The sequence below is a fragment of the Mesorhizobium sp. M7D.F.Ca.US.004.03.1.1 genome, from assembly GCF_003998635.1.
Classification (GTDB): domain Bacteria; phylum Pseudomonadota; class Alphaproteobacteria; order Rhizobiales; family Rhizobiaceae; genus Mesorhizobium; species Mesorhizobium loti.
This window is the reverse complement of the sequence record NZ_RZQG01000006.1, coordinates 1-16,547: the sequence shown is the minus strand read 5'-3', so window position 1 is coordinate 16,547 and position 16,547 is coordinate 1. Positions and strand designations below refer to the sequence as shown.

General features: G+C 63.1%; 15 protein-coding genes. 2 read left to right on the top strand and 13 right to left on the bottom strand.

Annotation, left to right across the window (positions count from 1 at the left end; all coding sequences use genetic code 11):
• Nucleotides 1-43 precede the first annotated feature (43 nt).
• Together EN935_RS01090 and EN935_RS01085 are read left to right on the top strand one after the other, a co-directional pair.
• Nucleotides 44-982: a tyrosine recombinase XerC gene (locus EN935_RS01090; RefSeq protein ID WP_109663815.1), complete on the top strand. Its 939-nt coding sequence runs from the start codon at nucleotides 44-46 to the stop codon at nucleotides 980-982.
• Nucleotides 983-1,043: 61 nt separating this feature from the next.
• Nucleotides 1,044-2,114: a TraB/GumN family protein gene (locus EN935_RS01085; RefSeq protein WP_127262251.1), complete on the top strand. Its 1,071-nt coding sequence runs from the start codon at nucleotides 1,044-1,046 to the stop codon at nucleotides 2,112-2,114.
• Nucleotides 2,115-2,116: 2 nt separating this feature from the next.
• On the opposite strand, the gene EN935_RS01080 is transcribed toward EN935_RS01085, so the two are convergent.
• The 13 genes from EN935_RS01080 to EN935_RS01020 all read right to left on the bottom strand — a co-directional run bounded on the left by EN935_RS01080 (nucleotide 2,117) and on the right by EN935_RS01020 (nucleotide 16,333).
• Nucleotides 2,117-2,593: a DUF2867 domain-containing protein gene (locus tag EN935_RS01080; protein WP_164757515.1), complete on the bottom strand. Its 477-nt coding sequence runs from the start codon at nucleotides 2,591-2,593 to the stop codon at nucleotides 2,117-2,119.
• A gap of 300 nt (nucleotides 2,594-2,893) precedes the next feature.
• Nucleotides 2,894-3,199 carry a hypothetical protein gene (locus tag EN935_RS40605; RefSeq protein WP_164757513.1) on the bottom strand — a complete coding sequence of 102 codons (306 nt, stop codon included), beginning with the start codon at nucleotides 3,197-3,199 and terminating at the stop codon, nucleotides 2,894-2,896.
• 39 nt (nucleotides 3,200-3,238) lie between these two features.
• Complete coding sequence (gene lpdA / locus EN935_RS01070; RefSeq protein WP_127262259.1) at nucleotides 3,239-4,669, bottom strand: dihydrolipoyl dehydrogenase; 1,431 nt, start codon at nucleotides 4,667-4,669, stop codon at nucleotides 3,239-3,241.
• A gap of 60 nt (nucleotides 4,670-4,729) precedes the next feature.
• Nucleotides 4,730-5,485 carry an SDR family oxidoreductase gene (locus EN935_RS01065; protein WP_127262253.1) on the bottom strand — a complete coding sequence of 252 codons (756 nt, stop codon included), beginning with the start codon at nucleotides 5,483-5,485 and terminating at the stop codon, nucleotides 4,730-4,732.
• On the bottom strand, nucleotides 5,482-6,000 hold the full coding sequence (locus EN935_RS01060) for a hypothetical protein (protein WP_127262254.1): 519 nt from the start codon (nucleotides 5,998-6,000) through the stop codon (nucleotides 5,482-5,484). The genes EN935_RS01065 and EN935_RS01060 overlap by 4 nt, the downstream gene beginning before the upstream one ends.
• Nucleotides 6,001-6,060: 60 nt before the next feature.
• Nucleotides 6,061-7,341 carry a 2-oxoglutarate dehydrogenase complex dihydrolipoyllysine-residue succinyltransferase gene (odhB, locus tag EN935_RS01055; protein ID WP_127262255.1) on the bottom strand — a complete coding sequence of 427 codons (1,281 nt, stop codon included), beginning with the start codon at nucleotides 7,339-7,341 and terminating at the stop codon, nucleotides 6,061-6,063.
• Nucleotides 7,342-7,369: 28 nt separating this feature from the next.
• Nucleotides 7,370-10,357 (bottom strand): 2-oxoglutarate dehydrogenase E1 component, encoded by a 2,988-nt coding sequence (locus EN935_RS01050; RefSeq protein ID WP_127262256.1) that lies wholly within the window; start codon nucleotides 10,355-10,357, stop codon nucleotides 7,370-7,372.
• A 149-nt stretch (nucleotides 10,358-10,506) separates the two neighbouring features.
• The gene (sucD, locus tag EN935_RS01045; protein ID WP_126066906.1) at nucleotides 10,507-11,409 is read right to left on the bottom strand and encodes a succinate--CoA ligase subunit alpha; all 903 of its coding nucleotides are present in this window, start codon (nucleotides 11,407-11,409) and stop codon (nucleotides 10,507-10,509) included.
• A 50-nt stretch (nucleotides 11,410-11,459) separates the two neighbouring features.
• Nucleotides 11,460-11,831 (bottom strand): cupin domain-containing protein, encoded by a 372-nt coding sequence (locus EN935_RS01040; protein WP_057145194.1) that lies wholly within the window; start codon nucleotides 11,829-11,831, stop codon nucleotides 11,460-11,462.
• A gap of 4 nt (nucleotides 11,832-11,835) precedes the next feature.
• Nucleotides 11,836-13,029, bottom strand: coding sequence for an ADP-forming succinate--CoA ligase subunit beta (gene sucC / locus EN935_RS01035; protein WP_109663789.1), 1,194 nt, complete (start codon nucleotides 13,027-13,029; stop codon nucleotides 11,836-11,838).
• Nucleotides 13,030-13,045: 16 nt separating this feature from the next.
• Nucleotides 13,046-14,014, bottom strand: a complete 969-nt coding sequence (gene mdh, locus EN935_RS01030) for a malate dehydrogenase (RefSeq protein WP_127262257.1) — start codon at nucleotides 14,012-14,014, stop codon at nucleotides 13,046-13,048.
• 497 nt (nucleotides 14,015-14,511) lie between these two features.
• The gene (zapE, locus tag EN935_RS01025) at nucleotides 14,512-15,711 is read right to left on the bottom strand and encodes a cell division protein ZapE (RefSeq protein WP_109663785.1); all 1,200 of its coding nucleotides are present in this window, start codon (nucleotides 15,709-15,711) and stop codon (nucleotides 14,512-14,514) included.
• Nucleotides 15,712-15,793: 82 nt separating this feature from the next.
• A complete protein-coding gene (locus EN935_RS01020; RefSeq protein ID WP_109663783.1) occupies nucleotides 15,794-16,333 on the bottom strand; it encodes a protease inhibitor Inh/omp19 family protein in 540 nt (179 codons plus the stop codon).
• Between the last annotated feature and the right edge of the window lie 214 nt (nucleotides 16,334-16,547).

The window sequence follows — 16,547 nt, the reverse complement described above, 5'->3', positions numbered from 1 at the left end:
GAAAATGGCCGGGCATGCATGAAACAAGGGTCGAAAGCACGCCATGCAAGAATTCCTCATCCCGGCCAAACCCGATCTGCAGGCGGCACGCGAAAGCTGGCTGAAGATGCTCGCGCGAGAACGTCGGCTGTCCCCCGAGACGGTGGAAGCCTATGAGCGCGACACGCGCCAGTTCCTGCATTTCCTCACCGGCCATTGCGGCGGCTCGCCCGGCATTTCGGACATCGCCAATCTGCGCCCGGCCGATCTGCGCGGCTTCCTCGCCGCCCGCCGCAACGCCGGTGCCGGTGCCCGCACGCTCGGCCGCGGCCTGGCCGGCATCCGCTCGCTGCTGCGTTTCCTCGAACGGCGCGGCCTTGCCAATGCAGCGGGTGCGGCAGCACTTCGCGCGCCGCGCCAGCCCAAATCGCTGCCCAAGCCGCTGACGGCAAGCGATGCCAAGCATATCGTTTCCATCGAGGGCCAATTGGCGGAAGAACCCTGGATCGCTGCCCGCAACGCCGCCGTGCTGACGCTGCTCTACGGCTCCGGCCTGCGCATTTCCGAGGCACTCGGCCTCGCCGGCGCCGATCTAGCTTCGGCGGCCGACACCGTGCTGCGCGTTACCGGCAAGGGCGGCAAGACGCGGCTGGTGCCGGTGCTGCCGGTGGCGCTGCGGGCCATTGCTGAATATCGCCGGCTCTGCCCCTATCACCTCGACCCGAAAGGCCTATTGTTTCGCGGTGCGCGCGGCGGCCCGCTCAATCCGGCCATCGTCCAGCGCGACATGGCCAAACTGCGCTCGGCGCTCAACCTGCCCGATACCGCGACGCCGCATGCCTTGCGCCATTCCTTCGCTACGCATCTGCTCGGCCGCGGCGGCGATTTGCGCACCATCCAGGAGCTTCTCGGCCACGCCAGCCTGTCGACGACGCAGATCTACACCGGCGTCGACACCGCGAGGCTGCTCGAGATCTACGAATCAGCCCATCCAAGGGCATGAAGCCTTCAATTTCGCAGTGCAGGTTAACCGTTTTGCCGCTTTTCGGTCCTAAGAAAGGACCATGAAACGCGTCATTGCCATCGCCGACCGCGCAGCGTCCGTATCGCTGAAGCTGCTTGTTGCGCTCAACGTCCTGTTTTTCCTGTCTTTCCTCGCTGTCTTGCTGTTCGCGGCCGGCAGGGCTCATGCCGAAATCCCGACCTGCACCGGCGCAGACATGCTGTCGGCCCTGCAGAAGAACGATCCGGCGGCCTACCGCAAGATCGAGACGGAAGCAGCCGGGACGCCGAACGGCAAGGGCTTGTTGTGGAAGCTGGAAAAGCCGGGCGAAAAGCCGTCCTTCCTGTTCGGCACCATGCACATGACCGACCCGCGCGTCACCACCCTGCCGCCGGACGCGCAGAAAGCCTATGACGCCGCCGGCACCATCGTCATCGAAACCACCGACGTGCTCGACAAGCAGAAGATGATGGTCGCGATGCTTAAAGAGCCGGACCTGATGATGTTCACCGATAGCACGACGCTGGCATCGTTGCTGTCGCCGGACGATGCGGCGGCCATGAACACCGCACTCGACGCGCGCGGTATCCCACCGGCAAGCGTTGCCAAGATGAAGCCGTGGATGCTGTCGGCCATGATGGCACTGCCGGCCTGCGAACTCGCCCGCCAATCCGGCGGCGCACCGGTGCTCGACGTCAAGCTGGCGGAGGGAGCAAAGGCTGCCGGCAAGCCGGTGGAAGGATTGGAGACGGCTGAAAGCCAGCTGCGCGCCATGGCCTCGCTGCCACTAGCCTTTCACATGAAGGGCCTCGTCGACACGCTGAAGCTCGGCGACAAGGTCAACGACATCAACGAAACCATGATCGTGCTCTACCAGCGCGGCGACACCGGCATGTTCTGGCCGCTGTTTCGTGCCGCCATGCCAGAGGGGCAGGACGACCCCGCGGGCTATGCGGCGTTCGAGGAAACCATGATCACCAGCCGCAACAAGGTGATGGTCGAGCATGCCGGGCCGATCCTTGCCAGGGGCAATGCCTTCATGGCGGTCGGCGCCCTTCACCTTCCCGGTCCCGAAGGCCTGGTCGAGGATTTCCGCAAGGCCGGCTATACCGTCACGCCTGTCGGACTCTAGCTTTACTTGGACAGGATCTGGGCCAGCATCGCCGGAACGACGATCCGGTGAAACGGCATGATGATCGCGAGATAGGTGCGCCCGAGCCAATTATGCGTCTTGACGATCGTCGTTGCGGCCACTTCCTGCCGGCCCATGCCGAGATCCCTGACTTCGACCAGGACCCGGAAATCGAGATGCCAATCGTCGAGGCCAAGCACGACCTTGCCGGGAAGCTGGCTGAGGAGCGGAAATATCCCGATCTTTCCGTCCGGCAACACGGCAGGTTCCAGGCCCGTCTTCAGCCGGAATGGCCTGACGGCAAGATTGCGCAGTGCTATGAGCCTGCCGACCCAGCGCGGCGTTTGCCCCAAAGCCCGTTCGGCGGCGCCGAGAGCGGTCAATGAAAGACCTTCGGTGACCAGCAGATAGCGGTCGGCGAACTGGGCGCCGGCAAGAGCGTCGTGGGCGTTCGGGACAATCTGCGCTGTGGAATTCATCGCGGCAAAATCCTCTGAATCGACCATAGCAGGCACGGACTTGGCGCGCTGCGTGGCGAAACGACGCCATTCCGGTCGCGGAAAGGCAGGATTGCCCTTGTTTTTGGCGTTTTCCAACCCTAGCGTGAAACCAGTTCAATGATTGCGCGTTGAATGGTGTTGATTGATATTTTTCATCCACGGAGGACACTTTTATGGCGAACGCACCGAATCCAAACGACCCGTTCAATTCGTCCACCAACGCTCCACGGCCAAGTAGCGGCGGCGGCGGTAGTGGTTGGCTGATTGCACTGGTCGTCGTTATTCTGGCGGTTGTCGCGTATTATGTTTTCGGAAGAAGTGGTGAGCATCCGGCACCAGCCGAGCCGCCGGCGGCCAGCACACCGGCCCCCGCGCCCGCACCGGCAGAACCGATGAAGCCGGCCGAACCTGCGCCAGCACCTGCTCCGGCCCCGGCTCCGGCTCCGGCCCCTGCACCAGCGCCCGCACCGGCCCCAGCGCCTGCGCCGGCACCTGCACCGGCCAACTGATCGGCTCGATATCAAATACGAACGGCCCGCTGAAAGCGGGCCGTTTTGTTTTGGGCGATGTCGCTACGTTCGTCATCCTCGGCTTGACCCGAGGATGACGAAGCGTTGGTTGGCTTTAGATGTGGATTGGCTTGAAGAACGTCGCCAGCGCCGCCTCCTTGACCGCTTCCGACATCGTCGGATGCGCGTGGCAGGTGCGGGCGAGATCCTCGGACGAGCCGCCGAATTCCATCAGCACAGCTGCCTCGTGGATCATCTCGCCGGCGCCGAAGCCGACGATATGCACGCCGAGCACGCGGTCGCTCGTCTTGTCGGCGAGGATTTTCACAAAACCGTCGGTGTGCAGCATGGCGCGCGCCCGGCCATTGGCGCTGAACGGGAATTTTCCGACCTTGTAGTCGATGCCGGCCTTCTTCAGCTCTTCCTCGGTCTTGCCGACCGAGGCGATTTCCGGGCTGGTGTAGACGACGCTGGGAATGACGTCATAGTTCACATGGCCGGCCTGGCCAGCAATGGTTTCCGCCACCGCCACACCCTCGTCCTCGGCCTTGTGGGCCAGCATCGGCCCGGCGATGACATCGCCGATCGCATAGATGCCGGGAACGTTGGTCCTGAGATGGCCATCGGTCTTGACGCGGCCGCGCTCATCGACCTCGACGCCGGCTTCCTTGAGCCCGAGACTGTCGGCATAGGCGCGGCGGCCGGTGGCGATCAGCACGGCATCGGCCTCGATCGTCTCGGCGGCGCCGCCCTTGACCGGCTCGAAGGTGACGATGGCACCCTTCTTGGCCTTGGCGACGCCGGTGACCTTGGCGCCGAGCTTGAACTCGAAACCCTGTTTCGACAAAAGCCGCTGGAACTGCTTGGAGACCTCGCCGTCCATGCCGCCGAGGATGGTGTCGAGGAATTCGACCACCGTGACCTTGGCGCCGAGCCGCGCCCACACCGAGCCGAGCTCAAGGCCAATGACACCGCCGCCGACCACCACCAGATGGCCGGGCACCTTGTCCAGCGACAATGCACCGGTCGACGACACAATCACCTTCTCGTCTATGTCGACCTTGACGCCGGGAATGCCGGCGACATCCGAGCCGGTGGCGATGACGATGTTCTTGGTCTCGATTTCCTCGATCTTGCCGTCCTCGCCGGTCACCGAGACCTTGCCGGCGGCGATCACCTTGCCGGTGCCGCGAAAGCTGTCGATCTTGTTCTTCTTGAACAGGAAGGCGACGCCGTTGACGTTCGACGACACCGTCGCGTCCTTGTGCGCCATCATCTTCTTCAAGTTCAGCTTCGGCGCAGATATCTCGACGCCGAGCGTGTCGAAGGAATGGCCGGCCTCGGCGAACATCTCGGAGGCATAGAGCAATGCCTTGGACGGGATGCAGCCGATGTTCAGGCAGGTGCCGCCGAAGGTCGCGTTCTTCTCGACCACAGCAACCTTCAGCCCGAGCTGCGCTGCCTTGATGGCGCAGACATAACCGCCCGGTCCCGATCCGATGATAACAACGTCATAAGCCATGATACTGTCCTTCTGTTTGAGCATGATGCCGAAAAGTGTGACGCGGTTTTCGGATAACATCATGCTCGATCTGCTTGAGAGCGCTCAGCGGCCGCCGCTTACATTCAGGATCGCGCCCGTCGTATAGGACGCGGCGTCGGATAGAAGATAGAGAACCGCGCCCGCGACTTCATCAGCCGTGCCGGCTCTTTTCATCGGCAGTATGTCGCGGAACCGCTCTATCCTGTCCGGCTGCCCGCCAGAGGCATGGATCTCGGTGTCGATGAGGCCCGGCCGCACCGCATTGACGCGGATACCCTCAAGCGCCACCTCGCGGGCGAGCCCAATGGTGAAGGTGTCGATGGCGCCCTTCGAGGCGGCATAGTCGACATATTCGCCTGGCGAGCCCAGTGTCGCTGCCGCCGACGAGATGTTGACGATCGATCCGCCCTTGCCACCGTGGCGGGTCGACATGCGTTTCACCGCCTCACGGGCGCAGAGAAACGAGCCAACGACATTGATGCGCATCATGCGCTCCAGCCGCGCCACATCCATCTCGTCGACGCGCGCCTTGATGTCGACGATGCCGGCATTGTTGACGAAGGCATCGAGCCGGCCGTAGGCGCGGTCGACAGCCTCGAACATGGCCACGACATCGGCCTCGCTGCCGACATCGCCCTTGACGGCAAAAGCTTCGCCGCCGCCGGTCTTGATCTCGGCGACCAGCGCATTGGCGGCGTCCTGGTTCGCAGCGTAGTTGATCCCCACGCGATAGCCGGCCTTCGACCCAAGCCGGCAGATCGCGGCGCCGATGCCGCGGCTGCCGCCGGTGACCAGCAGCACCTTTTGCGTCCCGCTCATTCCTGGCATCCCTTCAAGGCAAACACATCCCACGGCACTTTCGAAAACCCGCTGCCGCCATAGGCGCTGGATTGGCGCAGCGACGGCCCGAGATCCGGCAGGATCAGCGTCTTCGGCGCCTCGACGCCTTCGGCCGGCAGCAGTCCGATGTTGCCCTTGTCATCCGCCGTGTAGATGACGCCATGCCAGGGCGTACAGGCGGCAAGCTCCTCGCCGGTGACGTCGCCCTCGGGGCATTTGTACATCAGCGCGCCATTCGGCCGCGACACACCCTCGTTCCACATGACGATGCCGTTCAGCACCACATTGTTGTCGAGGATCATCCGAAAGCTGTTGGTGACCGTCGCCGAGGTGCCGGTGGGCGTGAAATCAATCTCGCTGCCGCTCTGGGTGTCGCCATAGACAGCGAGCTCGATCGGGCAGGCAGCATGGGCACCGGCGGCGGCCAGCATCATGCCGGCAGCGATCGATGCGATCGAAAGCACCTTGGAAAGGCTAAGGGAACGGGTCGTCATTCTGCCGCGCAGATCCCTTCCTCCGGCACGCATTCCAACAGCCGGATCAGCACCCAGACCTCAGAGATCGAGCACCAGCCGTTCCGGATCCTCCAGGCTTTCCTTGACGCGAACCAGGAAGGTCACCGCTTCCTTGCCGTCGACGATGCGGTGATCGTAGCTGAGCGCCAGATACATCATCGGCCGGATGACAATCTGGCCGCCGACCACGACAGGCCGGTCCTGGATCTTGTGCATGCCGAGAATGCCCGACTGCGGAGCGTTGAGGATCGGCGTCGACATCAGCGACCCGTAGACGCCGCCGTTGGAAATCGTAAACGTGCCGCCCTGCATATCCGCCACCGACAGTTTGCCGTCACGTGCGGCGATGCCCAGCCGGCCGATGTCCTTCTCGATCTCGGCAATCGACATCTGGTCGGCATCGCGCACCACCGGCACGACCAGGCCCTTCTCGGTGCCGACGGCGACGCCGATATGGGCATAGTTCTTGAAGATGATGTCGGTGCCGTCGATCTCGGCATTGACCGAGGGGATTTCTTTCAGCGCATGGGTCACGGCCTTGGTGAAGAAGCCCATGAAGCCGAGCTTGACGCCATGCTTCTTTTCGAACACGTCCTTGTATTTGGTGCGCAGCGTCATCACCGCTGACATGTCGACCTCGTTGAAGGTGGTCAGCATGGCAGCGGTCGACTGCGCTTCCTTGAGGCGGCGCGCAATGGTCTGGCGCAGTTTGGTCATGCGCACGCGCTCCTCGCGCGACGCATCGTCGCCCGAGGACGGAGCGCGCACGGCCACCGGTGCAGGTGCCGGTGCAGCCTTTGGCGTCTCGGCCGGCTGCGACGGCGCGCCCTTGGAGATGGCGTCGAGCACGTCGCCCTTCAGCACCTGGCCACGCTTGCCGGAACCCGAGAGCTGGTCGACCGAGAGGTTGTTTTCGGCGATCAACTTGGCTGCGGCCGGCGCCGGCGGCATGCTGCGCGGCTCGACCGCGCCGGCGTCACCGGCGATCTTGGCGGTCTCGGCCGCGGCCTGCTTGCCGGTCGATGCCGCATCCGGCGACGAGGCCTGCGACACCGCTTGCGGCTTGGTAGCAGGAGCCTCGCCACCCGCCGAAATCGACCCAAGCAAAGCGCCGACGCCGACCGTCTCGCCTTCCTTGACCGCGATCTCCGAAAGGATGCCGGCGGCGGCGGCGGGCACTTCCACCGTCACCTTGTCGGTCTCGAGTTCGACCAGGGGCTCATCGGCGGCAATGGCATCGCCGACCTTCTTGAACCATTTGCCGATGGTCGCTTCGGTGACGGATTCGCCGAGAGTGGGAACGCGGATTTCGGTAGCCATTGTGCCTGTCCGTTTTCTTTCGGTTCTGTTATTCGCCGAGCGCGTCTTCGAGCAAGGCGGCGAGCTGGGCGAGATGCTTCGACATCAGTCCGGTCGCCGGCGAGGCGGCAGCCGGACGGCCGGTGTAGCGCACCCGCTGATGCTTGGCGTCGATATGCGCCAGCACCCATTCCAGATACGGGTCGATGAACGACCAGGCGCCCATGTTCTTGGGCTCCTCCTGGCACCACACCATCTCGGCATTGCGGAAGCGCGACAGTTCGGTGATCAGTGCCTTGGCCGGGAACGGATAGAGCTGTTCGACGCGCAGCAGATAGATGTCGTTGATGCCGCGCTTCTCGCGCTCCTCATAGAGGTCGTAATAGACCTTGCCCGAGCACAGCACGACGCGGCGGATCTTGGAATCCTTGGTGAGCTTGATCGCCTGGTTGGGGAGCAGCTGGGCGTCATCCCAAAGCAGCCGGTGGAACGAGCTTTCGCCCGAAATTTCCGGCAGCGTCGACACCGCCCGCTTGTGGCGCAGCAGCGACTTCGGCGTCATCAGGATCAGCGGCTTGCGGAAGTCGCGCTTCAGCTGCCGGCGCAGGATGTGGAAGTAGTTTGCCGGCGTCGTGCAGTTGGCCACTTGCATGTTGTCTTCGGCGCAAAGCTGCAGGAAGCGTTCGAGCCGGGCCGAGGAATGTTCCGGACCCTGGCCTTCATAGCCATGCGGCAAGAGACAAACGAGGCCCGACATTCTGAGCCACTTGCGCTCGCCCGACGAGATGAATTGGTCGAACACCACTTGGGCGCCGTTGGCGAAGTCGCCGAACTGCGCTTCCCACAGCGTCAGCGCCTTCGGCTCGGCAAGACTGTAGCCATATTCGAAACCGAGCACCGCCTCTTCCGACAGCATCGAGTTGATGACTTCGTAGCCCGCTTGAGCGGCAGACAGATTGTTGAGCGGGATGTAGCGGGTCTCGTCGCGCTGGTCGTAGAGCACGGAATGGCGCTGCGAGAAGGTGCCGCGTTCGGAATCCTGCCCCGACAGGCGGATCGGATTGCCGTCGAGCAGGATGGCGCCGAAGGCCAGCGCCTCGGCCGTCGACCAGTCGATGCCTTCGCCCGACTCGATCGCCTGGCGGCGGTTCTCGAGGAAGCGGATGATCGTCTTGTGCGCCTCGAAATCCTTCGGCACCTCGGTCAGCTTCTTGCCGATTTCCTTCAGCGTCTTGACCGGCACGGCGGTCTTGCCTCGCCGCTGTTCGTCCTGGTTGTCGGCCGTGCGCAGGCCCGACCAGGCACCGTCGAGCCAGTCGGCCTTGTTGGGCTTGTAGTGCTGGCCGACTTCCCATTCGGATTCCAGATGCGCGCGCCAGTCGGCCTTCATCTGGTCGAACTCAGCCTGGGTGATGTGGCCCTCGGCAATCAGGCGGTCGGCATAGATCTGCACCGTCGTCTTGTGGGTGCGGATGTTGCGATACATGATCGGCTGGGTGAAGGCCGGTTCGTCGCCCTCATTGTGGCCGAAGCGGCGGTAGCAGAACATGTCGACCACAACAGGTTTGTGGAACTTCATGCGGAATTCGATCGCCACCTTGGTGGCGTGCACCACAGCTTCCGGGTCGTCGCCATTGACGTGGAAGATCGGCGCCTCGATCATCTTGGCGACGTCGGACGGATAGGGCGACGAGCGCGAGAAGCGCGGATTGGTGGTGAAGCCGATCTGGTTGTTGATGATGAAATGCAGCGTGCCGGCGACGCGGTGGCCGCGCAGGCCGGACAGGCCGAGGATTTCGGCAATCACGCCCTGGCCAGCAAAGGCGGCATCGCCGTGCAGCAAGAGTGGCAGCACCTTGGCGCGCTCTTCCAGCGGCACGATTTCCTCGCGGCTGCGGCCGAACAGATAATCCTGCTTGGCGCGCGCCTTGCCCATCACCACCGGATCGACGATTTCCAGATGCGAGGGGTTGGCGGTCAGCGACAGATGCACCTTGTTGCCGTCGAACTCGCGGTCCGACGAGGCGCCGAGATGGTACTTGACGTCGCCCGAGCCTTCGACCTCGTCCGGGGCGGCCGAGCCGCCCTTGAACTCATGGAAGATGGCGCGGTGCGGCTTGGCCATCACCTGGGAGAGCACGTTCAGCCGGCCGCGATGCGCCATGCCGAGCACGATCTCCTTCATGCCGAGCTGGCCGCCACGCTTGACGATCTGCTCCAGCGCCGGGATCAGCGCTTCACTGCCGTCGAGGCCGAAGCGCTTGGTGCCCTTGTACTTGACGTCGATGAACTGTTCGAAGCCTTCGGCCTCGACCAGCTTCTGCAGGATCGCCTTCTTGCCGGTGGCGGTGAAGGTGATCTCCTTGTCAGCGCCCTCGATGCGCGCCTGGATCCAGGCCTTTTCCTCGGGATCGGAAATATGCATGAACTCGACGCCGAGCGTCGAGCAATAGGTGCGCGTCAGGATTTCCAGCATCTGCCGGATACTGCCGAATTCGAGCCCGAGGACATTGTCGAGGAAGATCGGCCGGTCGTAATCGGCTTCGGTGAAGCCGTAATTTTCCGGCGACAGCTCGTTGTAGTCCTCGAGCGGCTTGGCGATGCCGAGCGGGTCGAGATTGGCGTGCAGATGGCCGCGCATGCGATAGGCACGGATCATCATGATTGCGCGCACCGAATCGCGCGTCGCCTGGTGCACGTCGGCGTCGGAGAGGACGATGCCGTTGGTGACCGCCTTGCCCTTGACCTTCTTTTCCAGATGCTTCTCGACGATGCCCCAATTGCCATCGAGCGCCGACACCAGCTCGCCATTGGCCTGCAGCGGCCAGGATGGCTTGGCCCATGAGGCGCCCTTGGCATTCTTGCGCACATCGCCGGCATCGTCCTTCAGCCCGGCGAAGAACTCCTGCCATTCGGGATTGACCGAGGCTGGATCGTCCTCATAGGCGGCGTAGAGCGCGTCGATGTAATCGGCATTGCCGCCATAGAGGAAAGAGGTGAGCGAAAACTGGTCGTTGGCCTGATCTTGTCTTGCCATTTTTGTCCGCGGAGCCTGGCTCCGTCTCCTGTTTTTGGAGGAGAGTAGGGCAGTAGGGGAGTAGGGGAGTAAGGCAGTAGGGAAAGCAGCCGCGCTCGTCCCGTTCTTCCTATTCCCCTACTGCCATACTGCCCTACTCCCTTACTGCCTTAACCCTTAATCGCCTCGACCAAGGTCGTGCCCAGCCTTGCCGGTGAGGGCGATACCTTGATGCCGGCCGATTCCATCGCAGCGATCTTGTCCTCGGCGCCGCCCTTGCCGCCGGAGATGACCGCGCCCGCATGACCCATGGTGCGGCCGGCCGGCGCCGTGCGCCCGGCGATGAAGCCGGCCATCGGCTTCTTGCGGCCACGCTTGGCTTCGTCCTTGAGGAACTGCGCGGCGTCTTCCTCTGCCGAACCGCCGATCTCGCCGATCATGATGATCGACTTGGTTTCGTCGTCGGCGAGGAACATCTCGAGCACGTCGATGAACTCGGTGCCCTTGACGGGGTCGCCGCCAATGCCGACGGCGGTAGTCTGGCCGAGGCCGACATTGGTGGTCTGGAACACTGCCTCATAGGTAAGTGTTCCCGAGCGTGAAACAACGCCGACCGAACCCTTGCGGAAGATGTTTCCGGGCATGATGCCGATCTTGCATTCGTTGGGCGTCAGCACGCCCGGGCAGTTCGGCCCGATCAGCCGCGAGGTCGAGCGATCGAGCCTGGCCTTGACCTTGATCATGTCCATCACCGGTATGCCTTCGGTGATGCAGATGATCAGCGGGATCTCGGCCTCGATCGCTTCGAGGATCGCTTCGGCGGCACCCGCCGGCGGCACATAGACAACGGACGCGTTGGCGCCGGTCCTTTCCTTGCCCTCGGCGACGGTGGCAAAGATCGGCAGGCTCTCGCCTTTCGAGCCGGTCCAGGTCTCGCCACCCTTCTTGGGATGGATGCCGCCGACCATTTTCGTGCCGTGATAGGCCAGCGCCTGCTCGGTATGGAACGTGCCGGTCTTGCCGGTCAGGCCCTGCACCAGCACCTTGGTGTTCTTGTCGACGAGGATGGACATGGGAGCCCTTTTCTAAAAACTGTTGATCGAGGAAGGCTGCGCGGTCACGGTCAGAGCCGCTTCAGATCGGCGACCGTGAGGTCGCTCTTGGCGTTGCCGGTGTTGAGCGTCGTCGCCGGCTCGAACATCAGCACGACAGGTTCTTCGCTGAGCGAGCGCGGGCGATGCTCGACGGCGCGCGGCACGACGATGAACTCGCCGCTGGAGAGCTCCACCGTGCCGTCGCGAAAATCGATGGCGATACGGCCGCGCAGCACGAGGAAGGCTTCGTCCTCATTGTCATGCGCGTGCCAGTCGAAGACGTCGCCGAATTTGGCGATCTTGACCTGAGACTCGTTGACGTCGCCGGCAATGTGCGGATCGAAGACCTTCTTGATCTTTTGATCCGCCGCCTCGACCAGGTTTATCTTGTGCGGAGGCACCAGATCAGCCCTTCACCGCCGCCACGATCTTCTTGGCCGCGTCGTCGAGATCATCGGCCGACACCACGTTGAGGCCGCTGTCGTTGATGATCTTCTTGCCTAGCTCGGCATTGGTGCCTTCCAGTCGCACCACCAGCGGCACTTCCAGGCCGACTTCCTTGACCGCGGCAATGACGCCCTCGGCAATGATGTCGCACTTCATGATGCCGCCGAAGATGTTGATCAGGATGCCCTTGACCGCCGGATCCCTTGTGATGATCTTGAACGCCGCCGTCACCTTCTCCTTGGACGCACCACCGCCGACATCGAGGAAGTTGGCCGGTTCGGCGCCATAGAGCTTGATGATGTCCATCGTCGCCATGGCAAGCCCGGCGCCGTTGACCATGCAGCCGATATTGCCATCGAGGGCGACATAGGCGAGGTCGTATTTCGACGCCTCGATCTCCTTCTCATCCTCTTCGGTGGTGTCGCGCAGTTCGAGCACGTCGGGGTGACGGAACAGCGCGTTGTTGTCGAACGACACTTTCGCATCGAGCACGCGCAGCCGGCCGTTCTTCATGACGATCAGCGGGTTGACCTCGAGCAGGCTCATATCCTTCTCGACAAAGGCCTTGTAGAGGATCGGGAACAGGGTGTTGCCGTCCTGTGCCGCGTCGCCGTCGAGCTTCAACGCGCCGTTGAGCGCCTTTAGATCGGTTGCAGTGACGCCTTTTTCCGGGTCGATGGCGACAGTGATGATCTTTTCCGGCGTATCATGCGCGACCGCCTCGATGTCCATGCCGCCTTCCGTCGAAACGACGAAGGCAACGCGGCCGACCGAGCGGTCGACCAGGATAGACAGATAGAGCTCGCGTTCGATGTCGGCGCCATCCTCGATGTAGAGGCGGTTGACCTGCTTGCCGGCCGGGCCGGTCTGCTTGGTCACCAGCGTGTTGCCGAGCATCTCGTTGGCGTTGGCAACGACTTCGGCCACCGACTTCGACAGCCTGACCCCACCCTTGGCATCGGGGCCGAGTTCAGTGAATTTGCCCTTGCCGCGGCCGCCGGCATGGATCTGGCTCTTCACCACATAGAGCGGACCCGGCAGCGCCTTGGCCGCGGCTTCCGCCTCGCTCGCCTTGAACACCGGCACACCTTCGGCCACTGGCGCGCCGAAAGACTTCAGCAGCGCCTTGCCCTGATACTCATGGATGTTCATCTGGATTTGCTCCGGTTCACTTCGAGGCCAGCTGCGGCGCGATCTTGACGCAGGCCTCGGTCAGGCCCTGCACCGTCGCCACCGAGGAGTCGAACATCTTCTGCTCGGCCTTGTTGAGGTCGATCTCGATGATGCGCTCGACGCCGCCGGCGCCGATCACCACGGGAACGCCGACATAGGTGTTCTTGACGCCATACTGGCCGGAGAGATACGCGGCACACGGCAGCACACGCTTCTTGTCCTTGAGATAGGCTTCGGCCATCTGGATCGCGGAAGCCGCCGGCGCATAATAGGCCGAGCCGGTCTTGAGCAGGCCGACGATCTCGGCGCCGCCGTCGCGGGTGCGCTGCACGATCTGGTCGAGCTTTTCCTTCGAGGTCCAGCCCATCTTGATGAGGTCGGGCAGCGGAATGCCTGATACCGTCGAATAGCGGATCATTGGCACCATGGAATCGCCGTGGCCGCCGAGCACGAAGGCGGTGACATCCTCGACCGAGACCTTGAATTCCTCGGCCAGGAAATAGCGGAAGCGCGCGCTGTCGAGCACGCCGGCCATGCCGACGACATGGCTCTTGGGCAGGCCGGAAAACTTCTGCAGCGCCCAGACCATGGCGTCGAGCGGGTTGGTGATGCAGATAACGAAGGCCTTCGGCGCGTATTTCTTCAGCCCGGCGCCGACCTGTTCCATGACCTTGAGGTTGATGCCCAAAAGGTCGTCGCGGCTCATGCCGGGCTTGCGCGGCACGCCGGCGGTGACGATGCAGACATCGGCACCCTCGATGCCGGCATAGTCGTTGACGCCGGTAAGCCTGGAGTCGAAGCCATCGACGGGCGACGACTGCGCGATATCGAGCCCCTTGCCCTGCGGGGTACCCTCGGCAATATCGAACAGCACCACGTCGCCGAGGTCCTTGAGGCCGATCATGTGGGCGAGCGTGCCGCCGATCATGCCAGAGCCGATGAGCGCTATTTTGTTGCGTGCCATGTGAGGATGTTTTCCCTTTGTCAGTGACGACGTCTCAAATCCTTAACGACTTGATGGCGGCGTCGAAGAAGAGGCCGGAATGCTGCGGGGGAACCGCGAATTTTCGCCGCACCCAATAGCCTTGGTGCGATATAAATTCAAACGATTATTTCGAGGCCAGCATTTTCAATCGGTTAGAGTGTTTGGGATTTACGTAAACGTCAAAGTTTGTAAGCCGACTTCTGGGAATTTACACAATGAGGATGAAGATCGTAAGGCAATACTCGGGTGATGACGCCCTTGTGATGCGGCACCAAATCTCCCTCTTGAGAGGGAGATGTCGCCAAAGGCGACAGAGGGGGTCGCCGCGCGTGAAGCGCTGGCGCCATCTGTGCCGCGCCCGGTCGAACCAACCTCCTCTGGCCTGCCGGCCATCTCCCCCTCGAGGGGGGAGATCGATCGTCGCGCCAGTTTTGCCAACCGTCAACGATGCAAGAGGGGAACCTACGTCTCTGAGCCTAAGCTTGCGTCTGCTGCGCTTCTGGCGCCGCCTTCGCCTTATGCCGCTCCGCCCAATCCTCCAGCCAGTCGCGGCTTTGCATCTCGATCAGCCGCGATGCCGTGCGCTCGAACTCGAAGACCTCGACGCCGCGTTTGGCCACATAAAGCTTCTGCGGCGGCGCTTCGGCACTCACCACCAGCCGCACATGATGGTCGTAGAGCGTGTCGATCAAAAGGATGAAGCGCTTGGCCTCGTTGCGCTTGCCATCGCCGAGCACCGGGACGTGGTCGATGAAGACGGTCGAAAAGCGTCCGGCAATCGCCAGGAAATCGCGGGCTCCGAGCGGCTTTTCGCAGAGATCGGCAAAGGAGAACCGCGCCGCATCGCCCGCCGCACGCGGCACGACCACGTGCCGGCCTTTGAGCGCCAGCGACGTATGCGCCTCTGGCGCCCCGCGCGTCATGGCTTGCCAGGCCTCGTCGAGCACCTGGGCGGCCGCCGCATCGGCCGGCGTGACATAGACCGGTGTGCGGACTAGCTTTTCCAGTCGGTAGTCCTTGTCGGCATCGAGCGTCAACACCTGTGCATGCCGCTCCAGAGTGCCGATGAACGGCAGGAAAAGCTGGCGGTTCAGCCCGTCGCGATAGAGATCTTCCGGCGCCACGTTCGAGGTGGCGACCAGCACCACGCCGCTGGCAAACAGCGCCGAAAACAACCGCGACAGGATCATCGCGTCGGCAATGTCGGTGACCGAGAACTCGTCGAAGCACAGCACCCAGGCCTGCTCGGCAAGCGCCTTGGCCACGGGCGGGATCGGATCGTCTTCCTTCACGTCGCCATTCTTGCGCGCCTGCCGGTGCTTCTGGATACGGTCCTGTACATCGGCCATGAAGTCGTTGAAGTGGACGCGGCGCTTGCGCCGCACCGGCAGCAAGTCGAAGAACATGTCCATCAGCATGGTCTTGCCGCGGCCGACGCCGCCATGGATGTAAAGGCCTTTGACGGCCTCATGCGTCTCGCGCTTGCGGGCAAACAGCCAGCCCAGCGCGCTCGACTTGTGCGCCAGCCGCTTGGCCGAGATCTCGTCGATCAGCCGATCGAGCGCAGCCGCGATCCACTCCTGCGCCGGATCGCGTTCGATCGCGCCGGTTTCCACCAGATGGTCGTAGCGCTGCCTGACGGTCGCATGGGTCTGGAGGCCGTCACGCAGATGCATCGGTCACGTCATTTGTTTTTATGCATGTCGCTGTCCCGAAACCGGGGCCACTTCTGCGCGACATGCATTCGGAAGGACTAGCCTACCTTGTAAGCGAAATCGGCTGGCCGTTGGAAGTCTGGCCGTCGAATTTCGAGCCGCCCGAAGAATACAGCCGCGCCAGCGCGCCGCCACTCTCATCATAAAGCGTCAGCTGCTTGCCGGCGACGTTCCACGACTTGATGCCGTCGATCGGGGCCGGGCAATGCAGCGGCCCGGCGCGGAAGCCGGCGCCGAATTTGGTCTGCGGCGTCGCCACCTTGCAGCTCTGGCCGGAAACGCTGACGTTCCAGACACCGGCGACGCTGGCGGCGGTCACGTCCGAAGCGCCGGCCGGCGCCGCGCCGTCCGGCGGCAGCGAGGCTACCTGCGTGTTCGCCGGGGCAGTCGGGAATTGCGACGGGTCAGTGGTGCCGGGCGATGCCGGCGGCGGCAGCTGGTTGCCGGTCACCTTGCCGGCGGGCGCGGCCTCCAGCGGCGCGGGCTGCTGGTCATCCATCGACGAGAAACGTGAGGTCGAACAGCCGCTCGCAACGAGCGCGGCCAGCGATACGGCCACCAGACCGGTTTTCGAAAAAGTCATTCCAACCTCCGTCGGATCCGGCTGGGGGGAAGCCGTCCGCACAATCTCACCCCCACCAAGATGGAGAAGGTGGCGAAATTTCAACCCGATATGGTTAAAATACGGTTTGCGGCAAGATTTGTTGCAAATTTATCGCAATCGCGATGGCATGGGCCGCTTGTCACGCGTCGCCCAAGGACCCCAGTCAACGATCCCAGTCAACACAGTGCTGCCC